This is a genomic window from Aeromonas sp. S12(2024), assembly GCF_041402305.1.
GTDB classification, from domain to species: domain Bacteria; phylum Pseudomonadota; class Gammaproteobacteria; order Enterobacterales; family Aeromonadaceae; genus Aeromonas; species Aeromonas veronii.
The window spans coordinates 1-17,266 of the sequence record NZ_JBGLRB010000033.1 but is presented as its reverse complement, the minus strand read 5'-3'; the positions used below and the strand labels follow the sequence as shown (position 1 = coordinate 17,266).

Annotated in this window: 14 protein-coding genes, 3 tRNA genes and 2 pseudogenes; 16 read left to right on the top strand and 3 right to left on the bottom strand. The window is 58.7% G+C overall.

What is annotated here, in order from left to right:
- Positions 1-928, top strand: a pseudogene (locus tag ACB035_RS20265) (IS3 family transposase); the annotation flags it as partial.
- A gap of 71 nt (positions 929-999) precedes the next feature.
- Here the strand turns inward: ACB035_RS20265 and ACB035_RS20260 are convergent.
- Together ACB035_RS20260 and ACB035_RS20255 are read right to left on the bottom strand one after the other, a co-directional pair.
- Positions 1,000-1,356: pseudogene (locus ACB035_RS20260) on the bottom strand (DUF2062 domain-containing protein); the annotation flags it as partial.
- A gap of 27 nt (positions 1,357-1,383) precedes the next feature.
- Complete coding sequence (locus ACB035_RS20255) at positions 1,384-1,902, bottom strand: DUF2062 domain-containing protein (protein WP_103251047.1); 519 nt, start codon at positions 1,900-1,902, stop codon at positions 1,384-1,386.
- 27 nt (positions 1,903-1,929) lie between these two features.
- Between ACB035_RS20255 and ACB035_RS20250 the strand changes: the two genes are divergently transcribed.
- The 12 genes from ACB035_RS20250 to ACB035_RS20195 all read left to right on the top strand — a co-directional run bounded on the left by ACB035_RS20250 (position 1,930) and on the right by ACB035_RS20195 (position 13,616).
- Entirely contained in the window at positions 1,930-4,131 is a 2,202-nt protein-coding gene (locus tag ACB035_RS20250; protein ID WP_371168017.1) for a DNA internalization-related competence protein ComEC/Rec2, read from the top strand.
- 104 nt (positions 4,132-4,235) lie between these two features.
- Positions 4,236-5,999, top strand: coding sequence for a lipid A ABC transporter ATP-binding protein/permease MsbA (gene msbA, locus ACB035_RS20245; protein WP_075115539.1), 1,764 nt, complete (start codon positions 4,236-4,238; stop codon positions 5,997-5,999).
- Positions 5,999-7,000: a tetraacyldisaccharide 4'-kinase gene (lpxK, locus tag ACB035_RS20240; RefSeq protein WP_371168016.1), complete on the top strand. Its 1,002-nt coding sequence runs from the start codon at positions 5,999-6,001 to the stop codon at positions 6,998-7,000. The genes msbA and lpxK overlap by 1 nt, the downstream gene beginning before the upstream one ends.
- A 121-nt stretch (positions 7,001-7,121) precedes the next feature.
- The gene (locus tag ACB035_RS20235; protein WP_371168015.1) at positions 7,122-7,310 is read left to right on the top strand and encodes a Trm112 family protein; all 189 of its coding nucleotides are present in this window, start codon (positions 7,122-7,124) and stop codon (positions 7,308-7,310) included.
- On the top strand, positions 7,307-8,056 hold the full coding sequence (gene kdsB, locus ACB035_RS20230) for a 3-deoxy-manno-octulosonate cytidylyltransferase (RefSeq protein WP_201906360.1): 750 nt from the start codon (positions 7,307-7,309) through the stop codon (positions 8,054-8,056). Before ACB035_RS20235 ends, kdsB begins: the two co-directional genes overlap by 4 nt.
- A gap of 212 nt (positions 8,057-8,268) precedes the next feature.
- Positions 8,269-8,913: a UvrY/SirA/GacA family response regulator transcription factor gene (gene uvrY / locus ACB035_RS20225; RefSeq protein WP_005337448.1), complete on the top strand. Its 645-nt coding sequence runs from the start codon at positions 8,269-8,271 to the stop codon at positions 8,911-8,913.
- 127 nt (positions 8,914-9,040) lie between these two features.
- On the top strand, positions 9,041-10,894 hold the full coding sequence (gene uvrC / locus ACB035_RS20220; RefSeq protein WP_270904579.1) for an excinuclease ABC subunit UvrC: 1,854 nt from the start codon (positions 9,041-9,043) through the stop codon (positions 10,892-10,894).
- Between the two features lie 199 nt (positions 10,895-11,093).
- The gene (pgsA, locus tag ACB035_RS20215; RefSeq protein WP_031227442.1) at positions 11,094-11,648 is read left to right on the top strand and encodes a CDP-diacylglycerol--glycerol-3-phosphate 3-phosphatidyltransferase; all 555 of its coding nucleotides are present in this window, start codon (positions 11,094-11,096) and stop codon (positions 11,646-11,648) included.
- Positions 11,649-11,828: 180 nt separating this feature from the next.
- Positions 11,829-11,904, top strand: a tRNA-Gly gene (locus ACB035_RS20210).
- Positions 11,905-11,939: 35 nt separating this feature from the next.
- Positions 11,940-12,013 (top strand) — tRNA-Cys (locus tag ACB035_RS20205).
- 41 nt (positions 12,014-12,054) lie between these two features.
- Positions 12,055-12,141 (top strand) — tRNA-Leu (locus tag ACB035_RS20200).
- Positions 12,142-12,302: 161 nt separating this feature from the next.
- Positions 12,303-13,616 carry an integrase arm-type DNA-binding domain-containing protein gene (locus ACB035_RS20195; protein ID WP_005350905.1) on the top strand — a complete coding sequence of 438 codons (1,314 nt, stop codon included), beginning with the start codon at positions 12,303-12,305 and terminating at the stop codon, positions 13,614-13,616.
- Positions 13,617-13,741: 125 nt separating this feature from the next.
- Here ACB035_RS20195 and ACB035_RS20190 read toward each other — a convergent pair whose 3' ends face one another.
- On the bottom strand, positions 13,742-13,960 hold the full coding sequence (locus tag ACB035_RS20190; RefSeq protein ID WP_371168014.1) for a hypothetical protein: 219 nt from the start codon (positions 13,958-13,960) through the stop codon (positions 13,742-13,744).
- Between the two features lie 306 nt (positions 13,961-14,266).
- On the opposite strand from ACB035_RS20190, the gene ACB035_RS20185 reads away from it, so the two are divergent.
- From ACB035_RS20185 to ACB035_RS20175, 3 genes are read left to right on the top strand one after another with little or no spacing between them, the layout of a single operon-like run.
- Positions 14,267-14,503: an AlpA family transcriptional regulator gene (locus ACB035_RS20185; protein WP_041980245.1), complete on the top strand. Its 237-nt coding sequence runs from the start codon at positions 14,267-14,269 to the stop codon at positions 14,501-14,503.
- A 10-nt stretch (positions 14,504-14,513) separates the two neighbouring features.
- Positions 14,514-14,846 carry a hypothetical protein gene (locus tag ACB035_RS20180; RefSeq protein ID WP_371168013.1) on the top strand — a complete coding sequence of 111 codons (333 nt, stop codon included), beginning with the start codon at positions 14,514-14,516 and terminating at the stop codon, positions 14,844-14,846.
- Positions 14,843-17,104 carry a DUF5906 domain-containing protein gene (locus tag ACB035_RS20175; protein WP_371168012.1) on the top strand — a complete coding sequence of 754 codons (2,262 nt, stop codon included), beginning with the start codon at positions 14,843-14,845 and terminating at the stop codon, positions 17,102-17,104. Before ACB035_RS20180 ends, ACB035_RS20175 begins: the two co-directional genes overlap by 4 nt.
- The last annotated feature ends 162 nt before the right edge of the window (positions 17,105-17,266 follow it).

Here is a 17,266-nt window from a genome sequence, read left to right as displayed (position 1 = left end):
CCCAGTTCTTTGAGGCCGTCGTCGATGTACTGAAGAATGACTACGGCGTCTCCATCGTAAAAAAGCGACCCGGCAAGTCCTCTCGCAGCGGCAAGTCGAGAGGCTGACCATCGTCAGGGCTTGCCTGTTTCTGGGGATAAGCCGGCAGGCTTACTACAAGCGCAATCGGGTCGCCGACGAACGCCATGCATAGGGATTGCAGGTGGTGCGCTTCGTGCGTCAGGTTCGACTGCGACAACCGCGGGTCGGCACTCGCAAGCTGCATTATCTGCTGCAGGGTCAGGAGGATGGCGGGCTCAAGGTCGGGCGTGACAGGCTGTTTCGGATATTGGCCGAGCACCGCCTGCTGGTGCAGCCTAAGCGGGCGTATCACAAAACCACCCACAGTTTTCACCGTTTCTACCGTCATCACAACTTGCTCAAGGCGGGGCCAGAGCAGGTCACACCGGTGGCCCCGGAGCAGGTCTGGGTCGCATATATCACCTATCTGCCAGCCAGGAGCGGGCCGCTGTACCTGAGCTTGGTGACGGATGCCTACTCACGCAAGATAGTGGGCCATCACGTGCACGAAGGAATGCACGCGGAGTCGGTTGCGATGGCGTTCAAGAAAGCGCTGAAGCAACGGCGTGGCAGCGGTGAACTTATCCATCACTCAGACCGCGGCGTGCAGTATTGCTCTGGGCTGTATCAGTCACTACATGAACGGTACGGGGTGAAATGCTCGATGACGGATGGGTATGACTGTTACCAGAATGCGTTGGCGGAGCGGGTGAACGGGATTTTGAAAGGAGAGTTATTGTTGCAAAGCCCGCAGGATTTGACGCAAGCGCGGGAAATGGTGCGTGAAGCAGTGGATATTTACAACGCGGAGCGGCCGCATCATGCGTTGAAATACAGAACCCCCGATGCGGCACATAGGGGGTTCTGAGTAGAGAAATGCTAGTTGAAAATGTGTAAACCTATTTCAGGACTAGACACCAACGGCTGATCGTCAAACAGTCAAACAATGGGAAGGGGGACTAACTGGTGGCGGGCACCTTGCCACAGCTTGCGCAGTTGCAGCAGCAGCGCAGTCAGGGCGCCGCCGCTCAGGGCGGTGAGTACCGCCAGCTGCAGGCTGCCGAGCAGGAAGGGGGGCACCAGGGTCGCGGCCTCCTGTTCCAGCCAGTGCAGGGTCCAGCTGAGGTGGAAGGGCTCCGGTGTCTGGTGCAGTACCAGACAACCGGTGCGATAGGCGTAGAGGTACATGAACGGCAAAGTCAGCGGATTGTTGAACCAGACCGCCAGCAGCGCCAGCGGCAGGTTGAGGCTGAATGCCAGCGCCAGACCGACTGCGATGAGCGAGTGCATCGGGATCGAGCTTGAAGCGGGCAAACCAGCGACTCAGCATGGGCGGGCCATCTTGCGTTTTTGCCACTGGCGCACCGTACTGATCCGCCAGAAGGTGCGGATCAGGGTGTAGCCGATAAGGGAACTGAGCAGGGCCAGGATCAGCGAGCCCAGCAACAGCGGCGGTGCCACTGTGCCCAATACCGAGACCAGCCAGTCCCAGGTGAATTCAATCTCTATCTGCTGCGCCGAATGTCCCAGCAACTGGCAACCCACCAGATAGGCACCATAGAGCAGGGGCGGCATGGTAAAGGGGTTGGAGAGCCAGACCAGCGCCACCGAGAGCGGCAGATTGACCCGGCACAGGATGGCGCCACCGGCGGCCAGCAGCATCTGGCAGGGGAGCGGCACCCAGGCCATGAAGAGGCCCACCGCAAAGGCCCCGGCGGCCGAGCGGCGGTTGAGGTGCCAGAGGTTGGCATCGAGCAGCAGTTTGCCAAACAGCCGCAGGTGCTTGTGTTCTTTAAGGGTTTGCTGATCGGGCATCCAGCGTTTAATGAGTCGTTTGGGCATATTGAAACCTTGCTAAATACTTGCTCCATGGATCTGCGTCTGTTGTCGTTTGCCCTGGGGGCAAGCTCCTCACTGCTCTGGCCATGGTTACCTTCACTCGCATGGGGGGGCCTGTTGCTGTCCCTGCTGATCCCCCTTGCATATTGCCGAGCCTGGCGGTGGCTGTTTCTCCTGCTCGGCATCCTCTGGATGCAGGCCAATCTTGCCTATCGGCTGGCCTGGCTGGAGCGGTTGGGCGATCAGACGAGCCACATGATAACCGCAGAGCTGCAAAGTGCAGAGCCCGAGGGGGATAAATTTGTCCGGCTGCTGCTGCGGGTGAGTACCCTCGACGAGCAACCGGTGACACCTGAGCCCCTGATCCGGGTCAATGCCTATCAGGCATTACCCACCATGACAGTGGGCAGCCGGATCACCCTGGTGACCTCGTTGAAACCGGCTCACGGTCTGGCCAACGAGGCGGGGCTGGATGGGCGGCGTCTGCTGCTGGGCAAGGGGATCACCGCCACCGGCAATTTGCGCCGGGTGATCGACATTCAACAGGCACCAGCAGGGTGGCGTGAACGCTGGTTGGGGGCCGCGACCGAGAGTTGGCGTCCGCTTGACTATGCCCCCTTGCTGGCGGCGCTCACTTTTGGCGAGCAGAGCGGCATCACGGATGCCCAGTGGGAGCTGTTTCGCGGCAGCGGCCTGACCCATATCATCGCCATCTCAGGGCAGCACATTGCGCTGGTGGCGGTGCTCGGGTGGTGGCTGGGCAGGCTGTTTGGTCTGCGCGGCGCCATCATCACCTCCCTGTTGTTTGCCGCCGTCTACAGCGCGTTGGCCGGGTTTGCGCTGGCCACCGAGCGGGCCCTGATCATGGTGCTGGTGTGGAGCGTGTTGCGCTGGAGTCGGCGAGAGTGGCCGGCCTGGCGCATCTGGCTGTGGGCCTTTGTGGTATTGACCCTCTGGGATCCCTTCGCCCTCTATTCGGCCGGCTTCTGGCTTTCGTTTCTGGCGGTGGCCATCTTGCTGCTGGTGGGATATGTCCACGACAAGCCGGGGCTCTGGCAGATCCAGCTCTGGCTGCTGCTCGGTCTGCTGCCGCTGCAACTGGCGTTGTTCGAGGGAATCGCACCCCTTGCCATGGTGATCAACCTGCTGGCGGTGCCGCTCTTTTGTATCGCTATCATCCCGCTGGCGCTGATCGGTGTGCTGCTGGCGCCGCTATCCACCTCGCTTGCCTACGGCCTGTTCTGGCTGGCGGATTTGGGGCTCGGGTGGGTGTTGACGATCCTGAACTGGCTTTCCGATCAACTGCAACTGTGGTGGCCACTGCCCGGCTGGTGGCTGCCGCTTTGCACCCTGCTGTTGCTGCTCTGGTTCGCCGCGCAGTGGCGCCCGGCACGTTGGCTGTTGCTACCGGGTCTGTGTGCGCTGTTGTTGGCGCTCTGGCCAACGCCAGTCCGCTGGCAACTGCGGGTGCTGGATGTGGGGCAAGGGCTGGCAGTGCTGATCAGCAAGGGGGAGCGTGCCATCCTCTATGACACAGGTGATCGCTATCCCGGAGGCTACAACATGGCGGACGCGGTGATCCTGCCCCAGCTGAGCCATCTGGGGATCCGGGTCATCGATCGCCTCATCATCAGCCACAAGGATCGGGACCATGCCGGCAATCGCAAGCGACTGCTCAGCGCCATGCCGGTGCGCCACGAGCTCTCCTCTTATCCCTTCAGTGAGGGAACGACGCTTTGCCAGCGTGGGCAACAGTGGCGCTGGCAGGGGCTCTCGTTTGCAGTGCTCTGGCCCGAGCGCCCCGGTGGCGGGCGCAATAACGATGGCTGCGTAGTGCGTATCAACGATGGGCTGCACAGCGTGCTGCTCAGTGCCGATATCGAGCGGCAGGCCGAGCAACGGCTGGTGGCGCTGGAGGGAGAGGGGTTGGCCAGCACCTTGCTGGTGAGCCCCCATCATGGCAGTCGCACCTCCTCCACGCCCCCTTTTGTTGCGGCGGTAGCGGCGCAGGAGGTGATCCACAGCGCCGGCTTTATGAATCAGTGGGGCTTTCCCCGTCCCGATGTGGTGGCCCGCTATCGGGATGCCCGCCAGTGGATCACCGGTCAGCAAGGGGCGATGCTGGTCGAACCCACCGCTGCGGGCTTGAGCGTCACCGCCGAGCGAGATCTGGGGCCCTGGTACCGGCGCAGTGGTGAGTGGTGGCGGCCGAGAGTGTGGTTTGAGCAATAATTGGCCATTTCTGCCGTGTAGGAATGCGATATCGGTGGCGGCGCTTGGTGTAAGCCTGCGCTTTGGCTAGAATAGCCCGTCATTTCCATTACTAACGGCTATTCATGCAACAAGAAACCTCACAAGAGAGCTGGCCAGTATTCAAACGCCTGCTCGGTTATGTCCGTGATCGCAAGCTGGGCCTGGTCGGTGGCATCATAGGGATGCTGGGCTACGCCGCCGTGGATACCACCTTTGTCTACTCCATCAAGCCGCTGATCGATCAGGGCATCAATGGCAACGACAGCACCGTTTTGAAATGGATGCCCTTCTTCGTCCTCGGCATCGTGGCCCTGCGCGGTGTCGCCAACTTTCTCTCCAACTACTGCATGGCTTGGGTTGGCAACCACGTCGTGATGCGTCTGCAACAGCAGGTGTTCAATCACATGGTGGCGATGCCGATGAGCTTCTTCGATCGTCAGAATACCGGCCACCTGCTCTCCAAGGTGACCTATGACGCCAGTCAGGTCTCCTCGGCGGCGAGCACCACGCTAGTGACCCTGGTGCGGGAAGGGGCGACCGTGGTCGGTCTGCTCGGCCTGATGTTCTGGCACTCTTGGCAGCTGTCGGTGATTTTCCTGGTGGTTGGCCCGCTGGTGGGTGTCATCATCGGCCTTATCAGCCGCCGTTTCCGCCAGATCAGCCGTCACATTCAGCAGGCGGTAGGGGATATCACCACCTCCACCGAGCAGATGCTCAAAGGGCACAAAGAGGTGCTGATGTTTGGTGGCCAGAAGGTGGAAGAGAAGCGCTTCTTCCAGGTCAGCAACAACATGCGCCAGCAGACCATGAAGATGGTCGCGGCTGATGCCATCGGCAGCCCTGTGGTGCAGATGGTGGCCTCCATCGCGCTGGCTGCCTTCCTCTATGTAGCTACCATCGACAGTGTGCGCAGCGAGCTGACTGCCGGTACGTTTACCGTCATGATCACCTCCATGATGATGCTGCTCAAGCCGCTGAAAAGCCTGACCGACGTCAATAACCAGTTCCAGCGGGCCATCACTGCCTGCCACAGCCTGTTTGGTCTGCTCGACACCGAGCCGGAGCAGGATACCGGCACCCGCACTCTGGAGCGCGCCCGTGGCGAGATCGAGTTTCGCAACGTCACCTTCACCTACCCGACCAAGGACACCCCGGCGCTGCACAACGTCAGCTTCAAGGTGGAGGCGGGGAAATCGGTGGCGCTGGTGGGCCGTTCCGGCTCTGGCAAGAGTACCATTGCCAGCCTGCTGACCCGCTTCTACGACATCGATCAGGGCGAGATCCTGCTGGACGGCATCAACATCCGCGAATACAAGTTGAGCGAGCTGCGCAAGCAGTACGCGCTAGTCTCCCAGCATGTTCACCTGTTCAATGACTCGGTGGCCAACAACATCGCCTACGCCGCAGAAGACAAATACAGCCGCGACCAGATCGTGCAGGCCGCCCGTATCGCTCATGCCGACGAGTTCGTCAGCAAGATGAGCAACGGGTATGACACTGTGGTTGGCGAGAACGGTGCATCCCTTTCCGGCGGTCAGCGCCAGCGTGTTGCCATTGCGCGCGCCCTGCTGCGCGATGCGCCGGTTCTGCTGCTGGATGAGGCCACCTCGGCCCTCGATACCGAGTCCGAGCGCCACATTCAGGCGGCTATCGACGAGCTTTGCAAGGCGCGTACCTCGCTGGTGATCGCCCACCGTCTCTCCACCATCGAGAAGGCGGACGAGATCCTGGTGATCGACGAAGGCCATATCGTCGAGCGCGGCAACCACGAAGCATTGATGGAGCAGCGCGGCACCTATGCCCAGCTGCGCGCCATTCAGTTTGGCAACGCGGGAAGCAAGGCCTGATGCTGGAACGGCTCTGGTATGCAAAGAGTGGCTGGCGCTGGTTGCTGGCCCCCTTTGCCCTGCTGTTTGCCGTCATCAGCGGCACCCGCCGCTACGCCTATCGTCATGGCTGGCGCAAGGGGTATCGCGCCTCCTTGCCGGTGCTCGTGGTGGGCAATATTTCGGTGGGGGGCAACGGCAAGACGCCGGTGGTGGTCTGGCTGGTGGAGCAGTTGCAAGCCCGTGGCTATCGACCCGGGGTGGTGAGCCGTGGTTATGGTGGCAAGGCACCCCATTACCCCTATCGGCTGGATGAGACCAGCACCACGGCGCAGGCCGGAGATGAGCCGGTGCTGATTGCCCGGCGCTGCGGCTGCCCCGTGGTGGTTGCCCCGAAACGGGCCGACGCGGTACGACTGCTGGAGCAGAGCGGTGAGGTGGATATCATCATCACCGACGATGGTCTGCAGCACTATGCGCTGGCCCGCGACATCGAGCTGGTGGTGGTGGACGGAGCGCGCCGTTTCGGCAACGCCTGCTTGCTGCCGATGGGGCCGCTGCGCGAGCCGGTCACTCGTCTCAAACGGGTGGACGCCATCATCTGCAACGGCGGCGAGCCGGGCAAGGGGGAGTACCCCATGCAACTGGTCGCCGGCACCCCGCGCCGGGTGCGCGACGATGCACCGCTTGTCGCCCCCTTGTCGGGGCAGGTCGATGCGTTGGCGGGGATCGGTCATCCGCCCCGCTTCTTTGCCACCCTGGAAGGGCTCGGCTATCAGCTGGATCAACAGGTTGCCTACGGCGATCATCACCCCTTCTATCGGGATGAGCTGGTGGGTCGCTTTGCCAGCAAGCCGCTGCTGATGACGGAGAAGGATGCGGTCAAGTGCCGCCCGTTTGCCCTCGATAACTGGTGGTATCTGCCGGTCAGTGCCGAGTTGCCAGCTTCTCTGCTCGACACCCTGCTGCACAAGCTGAACACGAGTGGAAAGGCGCAAGGCGTAACCAAGGCACAAGATTAATCTCTCTCGCCTCGGCGGGGGACCAGGGGCTTGATATGCCCCGCATGGAATATCTGGTTGCTCGACATCCATCGCTGGCGTGATGAAGCCGCCAGCGCGACATCGTTGAAGGAGTATCGTTTTGGCTTTGGACATCAAGTTGCTCGACATCATCGCCTGCCCGGTCTGCAAGGGTAAGCTGCATTACAACAAAGCAGTTCATGAGTTGGTCTGCCGCTTTGACAAGCTGGCCTATCCGCTGGAAGAGGGGATCCCGGTACTACTGGAGAACCGTGCCCGTCCGCTCAACAGCGATGAGCTGCAGTCATGAGTTTCGTCGTCGTTATTCCCGCCCGCTATGCGTCAACCCGTCTGCCGGGCAAGCCGCTGGCGGATATCCATGGCAAGCCCATGGTGCAGCACGTGGTGGAGAAAGCCCTGCAATCGGGTGCCGATCGGGTGATCGTCGCCACCGATGACGAGCGGGTGCAGCAGGCACTGCTGAGCACCGGCGTCGAGGTGTGCATGACCTCACCTGATCACCAGTCCGGCACCGAGCGTCTGGCCGAGGTGTGCCGTCACTACGGCTTTGCCGCCGATACCATCATCGTCAATGTGCAGGGGGATGAGCCGCTCATTCCGCCCGCCATCATTCGTCAGGTAGCGGATAATCTGGCCGCTGCCACGGCGCCGATGGCGACCCTGTCTGTGCCGATCAAGGATGCCGAAGAGGCGTTCAACCCGAACGCAGTGAAAGTGGTGACTGACAAGGATGGCTACGCCCTCTACTTCAGTCGCGCCAGCATTCCCTGGGATCGGGATCGCTTTGCCAAGAGCCATGAGCAAATTGGTGACCACTACCAGCGTCATATCGGTATCTATGCCTATCGCGCCGGCTTTATCCAGCGTTACGTAGACTGGGCACCGAGCGTGCTGGAGCAGGTCGAGGCGCTGGAGCAGCTGCGGGTGCTCTGGTACGGGGAGAAGATCCACGTCGCCCAGGCCCTTGAAGCACCGCCAGTCGGGGTGGATACCCAGGCCGATCTGGAGAAGGTGCGGGCCTTTTTGGCCAAGTGATGGCCACAGCACTAACGTCATGAAAAACGGTGTCGCAAGGCACCGTTTTTTGTTTTGAAAATTTATATAATTATTTGATTTTAAACGCTAAACATGGGTTTTCTCAAACTTTTGGCGTGCATGGTTTGCCAAAGCAACGAGTTTGGTTATGATGCAAGACGCCCTGTTAACCCTAACCGGGCGGCTAAAACGAGATAAAACGGGGTGTTTGGGTGATAAATGTATTCCTGGTCGATGATCATGAGCTGGTGCGTACAGGGATAAGACGCATTCTTGAAGATGTGCGCGGGATCAAGGTGGTGGGCGAAGCACAGAGCGGCGAGACCGCAGTCACTTTCTGTCGCCAACACCATCCGGACGTGATCCTGATGGACATGAACATGCCGGGTATTGGTGGTCTGGAAGCGACTCGCAAAATTCTGCGGATCCGCCCCGATGTGCGCATCATAGTGCTGACAATTCATTCAGAAAATCCGTTCCCCACCAAGGTGATGCAGGCCGGCGCCGCCGGTTACCTGACCAAGGGGGCTGCCCCTGACGAGATGATCCAGGCGATCCGGTTGGTGCACTCCGGTCAGCGCTACATCTCCCCGGAGATTGCCCAGCAGATGGCCCTCAGCCAATTTGCCTCCGCTGACGAGAATCCCTTCAAGTCCCTCTCCGAGCGCGAGCTGCAGATCATGATGATGATCACCAAGGGGCAGAAGGTGACCGATATCTCCGAGCAGCTCAACCTGAGCCCGAAGACGGTCAACAGCTACCGCTATCGTCTGTTCAGCAAGCTGGGGATCAACGGTGACGTGGAACTGACCCATCTGGCCATTCGCTATGGCATGCTGGATGCCGATACCCTCTAATCGGCTGGCGTGTGGTCACAAAGGCGGCGAGTGCCGCCTTTTTGCTTTTCTGCCCCTTTGCTTTTCGGGCGGCGAGGGCAGTATGCTCTGCCCGTCAATTTTTGCCTTTGTGTGAGCCGAGTAGCTGATGACCTTCTCTCCCGAACCTCTCTTCGACAGCAAGGCGTTTCTGAGCGCCGTCACCCATCAGAGTGGCGTCTACCGCATGTATGACAGCGGTGGCACCGTGATCTATGTGGGCAAGGCCAAGGATCTGAAAAAGCGGCTCGCCTCCTACTTTCGCACCAACGTCGACAGCATCAAGACCCGCACCCTGGTGCGCCAGATCGCCGATATTCAGGTCACCGTCACCCACACCGAGACCGAGGCGCTGATCCTCGAGCACAACCTTATCAAGCAGTACCAGCCCCGTTACAACGTGCTGCTGCGGGACGACAAATCCTACCCCTGGATCATCATCACCGCGCACCAGCATCCGCGCATCGGCGTCCATCGCGGCGCCCGCAAGGTGAAGGGGGAGTACTTCGGCCCATACCCCTCTGGCGGTGCGGTGCGCGAGAGTTTGCATCTGATGCAGAAGATTTTTCCGGTGCGCCAGTGCGAGGATGCGGTCTATGCCAACCGCACCCGTCCCTGTCTGCTCTATCAGCTCAAGCGTTGCGCTGGCCCTTGCGTACCCGGGTTGGTGAGCGAGGCCGAATATGCCCAGCAGGTGGAGCTTGCCAAACTGTTTCTGGCGGGCAAGAACCAGCAAGTGATTGGCGAGCTGGTGGGCAAGATGGAGTCTGCCAGCGGCGATCTGCGCTTTGAAGAGGCGGCCCGCTACCGGGATCAGATCCTGGCGCTGCGCCGGGTCACCGAACAGCAGTCGGTGAGCGGCAACGTACTGGACGAGCTGGATGTGGTGGGGGTCGCCTTCCAGCAAGGTGCTGCTTGCATCCACGTGCTCTTTATCCGTCAGGGCAAGGTGCTCGGCTCACGCAGCTACTTCCCGAAAGTGCCTGCTGATACCCAGCTTGATGAGGTGGTGCAATCCTTCCTGCTGCAGTTCTATCTGTCGGGGCAGGGGGGGCGGCAGATCCCGAGCGAGGTGCTGCTCGATGTGGCCCTTGAGGACGAGAGCGTCATCGCCGAGACTCTGAGCCAGACCGCAGGCTACAAGGTGCGGGTGGTGAGCCGTACCCGCGCCGAACGGGCTCGTTTTATCAAGCTCGCCTCCATCAACGCCGAGACGGCGCTGCGATCGCGGCTGGCTCACAAGAGCACCATTACTGCTCGCTACGATCAGCTGGAAGAGCTGCTGGAGCTGGATCGCCCAATCGCCCGCATGGAGTGTTTCGATATCTCCCACACCATGGGGGAGCGCACGGTGGCCTCTTGCGTGGTGTTCAACCGGGAGGGGCCGCTCTCATCGGAATATCGTCGTTTCAACATCGACGGCATCACCGGTGGTGATGACTACGCGGCAATGGAGCAGGCGCTGGAGCGCCGCTTTGGCAAGCAGCAGGAGCCGGACAAGGTGCCGGACGTGCTGTTTATCGACGGCGGCCTCGGCCAGTTGCGCCGCGCCGAAGAGATCCTGGCGCGCCAGCTGGAGTTTCTCGGCGGCAAATACCCGCTGCTGGTGGGGATTGCCAAGGGAGTCACCCGCAAGGCGGGGTTGGAAACGCTTATCATGGGGGAGAGCCACGAAGAGCTGCATTTGCCGGCAGATATGCCCGCTTTGCACCTTATTCAGCATATTCGCGATGAATCCCACCGTTTTGCCATTACCGGCCACCGTGCCAGACGGGCCAAGGCCCGCACCAGCAGCACGCTGGAGGATATTCCGGGGGTGGGGCCAAAGCGGCGGCAGGCGCTGCTCAAATATCTGGGCGGCCTGCAGGAGGTTAAAAAGGCGAGCGTGGATGAACTGGCCAAGGTACCCGGCATCAGTCAGGAGCTGGCCCAGACCATCCACGATGGCTTGCACAGCGCCTGAGCAGGGTTAGCGGCATGGCAAAATCGCTAACTCCTTGATGCACAAGAGCCGTGACGCGGGGGGGCCGTAAATGCCATAATGGCCCTCGCATTTTGAGAAGATTGATGGATTAAAAAGACCAAGACGGGCGCCAGTGCGGTTGCATCGCAAATCGGCTTTGGCGCACTATGTAGCGACGTACAAGAAGTGGCTGAAAATAATGACAAACATACCTAACCTGTTGACGTTTTTCCGGATTTTGCTCATTCCCGTCTTCGTCATCCTGTTCTATCTGCCTTATCAATGGTCCTATCTGGCTGCTGCCATCATCTTTATTCTGGCCGCTGCCACCGACTGGTTTGATGGCTATCTGGCCCGCAAGCTCAATCAGTCCACCGCCTTTGGCGCCTTCCTTGACCCCGTTGCCGACAAGATCATGGTTGCCGCCGCACTGGTGGTTATCGTCGAACACTACAACACCATCTGGGTGACCATCCCCGCCATGACGATGATTGGCCGCGAGATCATCATCTCCGCCCTGCGCGAATGGATGGCCGAGCTCGGCAAACGCTCCTCGGTGGCGGTCAGCTGGATTGGCAAGTGGAAGACCATGATCCAGATGGTGTCGCTCACCGGTCTGATTTGGCAATACAACGTCTGGATGGTATGGCTCGCCTACGTGATGCTTTATGTCGCCACCGTGCTCACCTTCTGGTCGATGTTCCAGTACATGAAGGCCGCTTGGGGCGATCTGACCCATCACGCCAACCTGTGACCAGCCGTGCTGCAAGGTGAGGTTTCCGCTGATTTTAGGCAGGAAACGGCCAAAGGCGCTAAAACTGTTCAAAAAGGGCAAAAAATGCCCGAACGATCAGGTAATTAAATATTTCTGGTTGACTGGGCGAGGAACATCGCTAGAATGCGTCCTCGTAGTCAGGCAGTCAGCCAGACCAATGCGGGAATAGCTCAGTTGGTAGAGCACGACCTTGCCAAGGTCGGGGTCGCGAGTTCGAGTCTCGTTTCCCGCTCCAAATTCAGACAATAGAGAGCCAACTCTCTTTTGCATGGCGCGTTAGCAAAGCGGTTATGCAGCGGATTGCAAATCCGTTTAGTCCGGTTCGACTCCGGAACGTGCCTCCATATTGACAAGCCCGCCACGCGAGCTTGATACCGATTGCGGTGCCCGAGTGGTGAAATCGGTAGACACAAGGGATTTAAAATCCCTCGACGTTCGCGTCGTGCCGGTTCGATTCCGGCCTCGGGCACCATTAATACTTCCAAAGTATTCCGAAAAAGTTCAAAAAACCCAGTGAATTCAACGTCTCTGGGTTTTTTTACGTCCAGAACATTCCGAGTCATTCCTAACACATCCGCTATAAATTGGTATACGCTTAGGTATACATCGATTCGATAAAGGAGTCGTATACCAATGCCGCGAACCACCAGACCCTTGTCTGATACCGAGTGTCGCAATGCCCGCCCGCGAGAAAAAGACTATTCCCTGTTCGATGGGAATGGCTTGCACTTATTGGTCAAAAAGAACGGTACCCGTTCGTGGCGCTTCAAGTTCACTAAGCCTGATGGTAAGGCCGGGCTGATGGCGTTTGGTGATTACCCCATCCTGTCGTTGACGGAGGCCCGTGCCAAACACGCTGCCGCACGAAATTTGTTGGCCAAGGGTATTGACCCTGTCGTCCATAAGCAGCAGGTGCGTAACGACATTACCCGCAAACAAGTGAATAGTTTTGAGGCTGTTGCCCGTGAATGGCATGCAAATAATGCTGGCAAGTGGTCCTCCGATCACGCTTCACGCATCTTGACCCGGCTTGAAAAAGACGTGTTTCCATTGATTGGCCATTGCCCCGTTGCCGAACTCAAGACTCGTGACCTGCTTGTTCCACTGCGTAAGATAGAGCAGCGAAATGCGCTTGATTTGGCAGGACGAGTGCGGCAACACATCAATGGCATAATGAGTTATGCAATGCGAACTGATTTGATTGAGGCCAATCCTGCTGCTGATTTGACGGGGGCGTTGTCGGTTCGCAAAGTCCAGCATCATCCCGCGCTGCCGCTGCAGGATATTCCCGAGCTGGTGCGTCGTCTCGATAGTTATTCGGGACGTCTGCTGACCAAGATGGCGGTGAAATTCACCTTGTTAACCTTTGTCCGTTCGAGTGAATTGCGCTTCATGCGCTGGGATGAGCTCGATATCGAGCGAGCAATCTGGACGATCCCGGCGTCCCGCGATCCCATTGAAGGGGTTAAACATTCACATCGTGGTGCCAAGATGCGAGAACCGCACTTTGTGCCGTTGTCACGCCAGGCACTGGCCATCATTGAGGCTATTCGCCCCTTGACCGGGCGCTTTGATCTGGTCTTTGCCGGTGACCATGATGTATCAAAACCCATGAGTGAAAACACCGTGAATAGTGCCTTGCGCCGCCTGGGTTATGACACCAAGGTGGAGGTATGCGGTCATGGCTTCCGGGCGATGGCCTGCAGCGCGTTGCTTGAATCAGGCCAATGGAGTGCGGATGCCATTGAACGGCAGATGAGCCATAAGGAGCGTAACGGTGTGCGGGCGGCTTACATTCATCGGGCCGAATTTATCACCCAGCGGCAACAGATGGTGCAATGGTGGGCTGACTGGCTGGACTGTTGCAAGCATCACTATGTGCCACCCCATGAATTTACCGGGTTGGAGAGCAATGTAATTCACTTGCCAAACAGTCTGTCTGTATAGACGGATCGGGTTGTTAATCAGCATCGAAAAATGACCAGGGATCAGCGTCCAACATTGACCAGGGTTAGCTGGCTGATTTCATCCTCTGTTTGAAGCGATAGGCGTCGTTGCCTGTCTCGATAAACTCACATGATCCTATCCAGCATCAGCGTTGTCATCTTCTCCACTTGCTGAAGGCCAGGTTGGAGGTCAGGGAGCGGGCTGGTGCGCTTGCGCAGCTTGCTGATCAGGTGAAACAGCAGAGCGCCTCCGCTTTCGGCAAACGGCAGATAGCTCAGTTTGCCCAGAATCACTGCATCGACATTGACCAACCGAATGGCAAGCAGCCCGGCTTTGCCTGCCACCTTTTCCTGCTCCAGTTCGCTGGCCAGTACACCACTGTATAGAAACGCACTCGCTTGACCCGGCCCTCAGCATTGCGTCCCAAGGCGATGCCAGGTGGGTTTGACCCGTCCCGGTTCCGCCGTTCAACAGCAGATTTCGCTGCTGTTCCAGTAAGTCATCCACACCTACTCGCCATTTAATTTCCCTTGTCAAGTGCGTCTCTGACGGGGTTTCCCCCTGTAGGGTTAGGAATTGGTGACGAAATGATAAAAATAAGGAGCCATGCTGGTGCATTTCGTTCCAGTACATGACAGGGAATGACTAACATGGCTAAAGAAAGCAAACCCACTCTGACCATTATTCGCCGTAATGAGGTTGAAGCCCGCACCGGGCTGTCCCGCTCTACCATCTACGCCAAAATGCGTCCCAATCCGAAGTACCCCAATGTTTATGACCCGACCTTTCCCAAACCGGTGTCCATCGGCGCAAAAGCCGTTGGTTGGATTGAAGAGGAGTTGGAAGCATGGCTCATCGCCCAGATCCAGAAGAGCCGTGAGGCGTAAGGAGGCGAGGATGACAGTCACCAATTACGCAAAAAAGAGCCGCCATGGTACGGCGGCCTCTTCGGTTAGCATGTTTGATATTGGCCAGATGATTAAACCTGGCTCCGAGAGCGTAGCACCTGCGCGCTCGCTGGCAAGCAAAAGCCTGTGCCGCGCAAAGTCGGGGATAATTAGCAGGGATGCTATTTGTGGCCAGTTCGCCCTGTATGGTGCTTCCCCTAGCACCAACAGCGCGCGCATCGAGGAAATGCACCGCCTTCAGGAAGCCTATGAGAACGATGACGGCGTGTCACTGTTCGATCACAAGCGTGCCATGCTGCGCGTGGTAGGGGGTACGGTATGAACGCAACCCTGCAAGCCAAGGCTGCAAATATCGAGGCCAACGGTCACGCTGTCATTCCGTATCAGGACAACGGCAACCCGAAACCCTATGGCAATGAGCAGCGCTACCCGTCCTCCATGGTGCGTGAGGATGACACCCTGTTTGGTGTTCGCTTGGATGAAATGGTCCTGCTGGACCTGGACGGTAACAAGGTACCCGAGGCGCCGCACCCTAGGGATCTGCTGGCGATGCTCGGATTGCCCAATCAGACGCTCCCGATCCAGTACCGGATGCTCACCGACACCCTGCCTGACGGTTCGTATCACTGGCTGTTCCGCTTGCCAGCTGGGGTAGACCTTGCCAGCTTGAAGCAGAGCGTCAACAACGCGAATGGACTGGCCGGCGTAGATGTAAAGACCGGCAATCAGCTGATCTACATCAAAGCCGGTAAGGTGCTGCGCGGCGATACCATCCCCCAACTGGCCGCTCTGCCGGAGGCTCCTGCCATCTTGTTGGGGTGGATCACCAAGCCCAAACATGAGCCAAAGGTGATTGCCCCCATAGTCAGCTCCGCAGAGACCAGCCGCTATGGAGAGAGAGCGTTGACGAGTGCCTGTGAGGCGATTGTCAGCGCGCCGATGGGGAGCCGGAACGAGACGCTCAACCGGGAGGCGCTGGGGGTGGCGCAACTGGTCGCTGGTGGAGAGATCTGCCACGCCGACGCTGAGCGTCAGTTGTTTGCTGCTGGCATGGCGTCTGGCCAATCGGTACAGGAGGTCAAGGCGACTATTGCCAGTGCGCACCAGAAGGGGATACAGGAGCCACGCCAAGCCCCGCCTAAAAGTAAGCTGTTGGCCGATAAGAAGGGCAGCCAAAAAACAGGTTCTCTGCTGGCGGCTAATGTTGTTTCTCTGCGCCCTGAGCAGGACGACGCGGCGCTGATGCTGGATCAGATGAGTGCCTGCCAGCGCGGGGAGGCACTGGTTTCTAGTCTGGGAACCCTGGCCATCAATGTCGACACGAGCCAGGTGTACCGTTACACCGGCAGCCTGTGGGAGTCGATGCCGGATGCGGTGCTTGCGCGCTGTATGACGGCAATGTTTAAGCAGCAAGGCGCCAAACACAGTGCCCGGATAATCAACACTGCTGTGGATACCATGAAACTGGGCCTTGATGAGATACCGCGTCCGGCGCTCAACCTGATTGGTTTTGCCAATGGGGTCTATGACTTAGTGCTCCGCGCGTTTCGCCCGCATTCCCTCGTCGATGGTTTGCTGACTCACAACGGGATCGAGTACAGCGAGCCGCTGGTGGGGGAAACCCTGGCGCATTGTGCCCCCCACTTCATGAAGTGGCTGAGCTACGCAACCGACAATGATGCGGCCAAGATGGATCGCATTAACGCGGCGCTGTTCATGGTGCTGGCGAATCGCTACGACTGGCAGTTGTTCCTGGAGGTGACGGGGGAAGGCGGCAGTGGCAAATCGGTCATGGCAGGTCTGTGCGAGCTGCTGGTTGGCCAAGAAAACGTGGGCAGTAGCTCGATGAAACTGCTCGAGAGCAACTTTGGTCTGGAGAATGTCTGGGACAAACGCCTGATCTTGTTGCCGGACCAACCTTCGTACGTTGGCGATGGCCACGTGCTCAAGGCGATCACTGGTGGCGATAAAGTATCGGTCAACCCTAAAGGTAAGGCGATTTTCAGCACTCGGATCCCAGCTGTGTTGCTGGCCACCAACAACGTGCCGATGGTGTTTAACGAGCGCAACGGGGGGATCGCTCGTCGCCGGGTGATCTTCCACTTCGGACGAGTGGTGGCATCGGCTGATCGGGATGGGGCGCTTGGCGACAAGATTGCTGCTGAGTTACCGGTGATCATTCGCCATCTGCTGACCCGGTTTGCCGACCCTGACCTGGCCAAGCGTCTGCTGGAGGAGCAACGGGATGGTGCTGATGCACTGGCGGTGAAACGCGAGGCTGACCACGTACTCGACTTTTGCGCCACCTTGGCGTTTCTGGCTGAGCCGCAAGGGTTCTGTATGGGGGGAAATGTCGCCGTGATGAAGGAGCCGAGAAAATTCCTGTATCACCTCTACCTGGCTTATCTGGAGTACCACGGCTTGAACCGCCCACTCTCGCTTAATTCATTCAGCAAAGCCGTTAAACAGGCTGCAAAGGAGCTGGGCTCGGAGTACAAGACGCGCAAGACCAATGGCCAAACTCAAACCAATGTTGCACTCACCGAACTGGCAGAGGAGTACCTTCCGCGGGCCCTGTAGGCCGACATTACTTAATGAGGCCGAACGGTGGTGACAAGAAGGCTCCTTGCGGTAATGCCAGTCAGTTAAGCCTGACTGGCATTGTTTTTATTGGCTTTTTGCACTGCATACTTTTGTGGTCTTGGCTTCACACTGCGGGGATAACTCCGCTCCCTTCGCTCC

Bases quoted from the DNA above. Each gene is read 5' to 3' on its own strand.
- pgsA (WP_031227442.1), top strand. From the start codon at position 11,094: ATGACAAACATACCTAACCTGTTGACGTTTTTCCGGATTTTGCTCATT.
- msbA (WP_075115539.1), top strand. From the start codon at position 4,236: ATGCAACAAGAAACCTCACAAGAGAGCTGGCCAGTATTCAAACGCCTG.
- ACB035_RS20175 (WP_371168012.1), top strand. From the start codon at position 14,843: ATGAACGCAACCCTGCAAGCCAAGGCTGCAAATATCGAGGCCAACGGT.
- kdsB (WP_201906360.1), top strand. From the start codon at position 7,307: ATGAGTTTCGTCGTCGTTATTCCCGCCCGCTATGCGTCAACCCGTCTG.
- ACB035_RS20180 (WP_371168013.1), top strand. From the start codon at position 14,514: ATGACAGTCACCAATTACGCAAAAAAGAGCCGCCATGGTACGGCGGCC.
- lpxK (WP_371168016.1), top strand. From the start codon at position 5,999: ATGCTGGAACGGCTCTGGTATGCAAAGAGTGGCTGGCGCTGGTTGCTG.
- ACB035_RS20195 (WP_005350905.1), top strand. From the start codon at position 12,303: ATGCCGCGAACCACCAGACCCTTGTCTGATACCGAGTGTCGCAATGCC.
- ACB035_RS20255 (WP_103251047.1), bottom strand. From the start codon at position 1,902: ATGCCCAAACGACTCATTAAACGCTGGATGCCCGATCAGCAAACCCTT.
- ACB035_RS20185 (WP_041980245.1), top strand. From the start codon at position 14,267: ATGGCTAAAGAAAGCAAACCCACTCTGACCATTATTCGCCGTAATGAG.
- ACB035_RS20250 (WP_371168017.1), top strand. From the start codon at position 1,930: ATGGATCTGCGTCTGTTGTCGTTTGCCCTGGGGGCAAGCTCCTCACTG.
- uvrC (WP_270904579.1), top strand. From the start codon at position 9,041: ATGACCTTCTCTCCCGAACCTCTCTTCGACAGCAAGGCGTTTCTGAGC.